Raw genomic sequence first — 2,358 nt, 5'->3', positions numbered from 1 at the left:
CAGGTGGACGATGCAATGACGGATCGGCATGGGCTTCTCGGCTGATTGAAGAGAGGAGGGCGTGCTCCCCGAAAAAGTGCMAAGTGTACCGCAACCACTGGTTTGGGCGCGGCATGAAGGGCAAATCCCGGGCGACCGGCGGTGCTTATGCGTTTTTTTCCCGTTTTAGAGCAATAAAGCTGACCAAATGGGTAGCTAGAGGCGGATATTTCCCCGTCTCTGTGCTAGTTTTGCCCCGTCTTGCGCGAAGTCACTGCGTTAAGCGTGCATTCAGCATTTGTCAGGTCGAACCAAACCCTGATTTCGGCATCTATAACCCCGATCCAGTGGTTATTGGCCGAGGGTGCCAGATCCAGAAGATCGGGCTCGATGGCTGACACTGCACTCTGCAATCCATATGAATTTGATAGGGAAGGAACACTACATGGCTCTTACTAAAGACCAACTGATCGCCGACATCGCTGAAGCTATCGACGCGCCAAAAACCACCGCGCGTAACGCTCTGGACCAACTGGGCCAAATCGTTGCTGATCAGCTGGAAAACGGCGGCGAAATCACTCTGCCAGGTATCGGCAAACTGAAAGTGACTGAGCGTCCTGCCCGTACTGGCCGTAACCCTTCGACTGGCGCTGCCATCGAAATCGCTGCCAAGAAAGTTATCAAGCTGGTTGTGGCCAAAGGCCTGACCGACGCTGTTAACAAGTAAGACTTGTTAAAAAAAACCGTGCTCCGGAGCAATCCGGGCACGGTTTTTTTGTGTCTGAGATTTGGCACCAACACCGCTGAACCAATGTGGGAGCGAGCCTGCTCGCGAAAGCGGTCTGACATTCAGCATCAATGTCGGCTGGGACGGCCCCTTCGTCGGAACGCCGCCCGGAACCGGCTCGCTCCCACATTTGATTTGTGTCGGTTAGTTACTCAGCTTTTTTTAACCCAGCGCTCGCGCCAGACCTGCTGCTCGGATTTGGTCTGGAAGGTCCAGGCGACGAAGCGGCTTTGCTTCTGGCCTTGGGACATTTCCACCACCTGGCTTTCCAGCACACCAGCCTTTTTCAAGGCTGTCTGGATCGCAGGCAGGTTAGACGCTTTCGACACCAGGGTGCTGAACCACAGCACTTTGTGCTGGAAGTGGGCACTTTCGGCGATCAGTTGCGTCACAAACCGGGCTTCTCCACCTTCACACCACAACTCAGCCGATTGACCACCGAAGTTCAGCACCGGCAGTTTGCGTTTCGGGTCGGCACGGCCCAGGGCTCGCCATTTACGCTCGCTGCCCTTGGTCGCTTCGTCCATCGAGGCATGGAACGGTGGGTTGCACATGGTCAGGTCAAAGCGTTCGCCTGGCTCCAGCAGACCCAGCAGGATGTGCTTGGGATTGCTTTGCTGGCGCAACTGGATGGCCTTGTTCAGCCCGTTGGACTGCACGATGGCTTTGGCAGCGGCCACGGCCGTCGGGTCGATTTCCGAACCGAGGAAGTGCCAGCGGTAATCGCTGTAACCGATCAACGGATAGACACAGTTGGCGCCCATGCCGATATCGAGCACCTTGACCGGCGCGCCGCGAGGGATTTCACCGTCATTGACGCTGGCCAGCAGGTCGGCAAGGAAGTGCACATAGTCGGCACGCCCCGGAACCGGTGGGCAAAGGTAGTCAGCCGGGATGTCCCAATGGGCGATGCCGTAGAACGACTTGAGCAACGCCCGGTTGAACACGCGTACCGCGTCGGGGCTGGCGAAGTCGATGCTTTCCTTGCCGTACGGGTTGATGATCACGAACTTTGCCAGTTCCGGCGTGGTTTTGATCAAGGCCGGGAAGTCGTAACGACCCTGATGGCGATTGCGCGGGTGCAGGCTGGCCTTCTCGCGCGGCTCCACGGCTTTGGCCGGGGTGGCGGTGTCAGGCTTTTTGCGCGCAGGTCTTGGTGTGCGGGGGGCGTTCATGGGCGTTGTCGATTCGGGTATGGCTAAAAGTGGCGGGTATTGTCCCACATTCCTCGCATTGAAAAGCTTTCCTGTGGGAGCTGGCTTACCTGCGATGGCGGTGTGTCAGTGCATATAGTAGTCGTCTGACACTCCGCCATCGCGGGCAAGCCCGCTCCCACAGGGATTTCAGGTATTTGGGGGAAAAGTGGTGGGCACAAAAAAGGGAGGCCGTTGCGGGTAATGCCGATCAGTTAAGCCCTCTTGCTTGACCTTTGGCTGCAAGAAATCAAAATCCGATGCCTGAATAGGTATCGGATTTTTTTATGCGTCTCGCTCGGGCACTGGAACTGACTCACAACATCGCCTCCACTCCCCACGCCATCGAGGGGTTGGATTCGTTGCTCGATCCTTCTTTGGTCGAGCAGGCACTGGAAC

The 2,358-nt window shown here is 56.9% G+C and carries 2 protein-coding genes; one reads left to right on the top strand and one right to left on the bottom strand.

Translation table 11 applies throughout. The annotated features are described in order from the left end of the window. The first annotated feature begins 424 nt into the window (after positions 1 to 424). Positions 425 to 706: an HU family DNA-binding protein gene (locus AC1DSG_RS30295; protein ID WP_007905514.1), complete on the top strand. Its 282-nt coding sequence runs from the start codon at positions 425 to 427 to the stop codon at positions 704 to 706. A 212-nt stretch (positions 707 to 918) separates the two neighbouring features. Here AC1DSG_RS30295 and rlmF read toward each other — a convergent pair whose 3' ends face one another. Beyond that, complete coding sequence (gene rlmF, locus AC1DSG_RS30290) at positions 919 to 1,941, bottom strand: 23S rRNA (adenine(1618)-N(6))-methyltransferase RlmF (RefSeq protein ID WP_477794158.1); 1,023 nt, start codon at positions 1,939 to 1,941, stop codon at positions 919 to 921. Positions 1,942 to 2,358: the final 417 nt, after the last annotated feature.

Source organism: Pseudomonas sp. P5_A12, assembly GCF_056400685.1.
The sequence above is the reverse complement of the archived record's forward strand: the minus strand, read 5'-3'. Positions and strand labels throughout refer to the sequence as shown.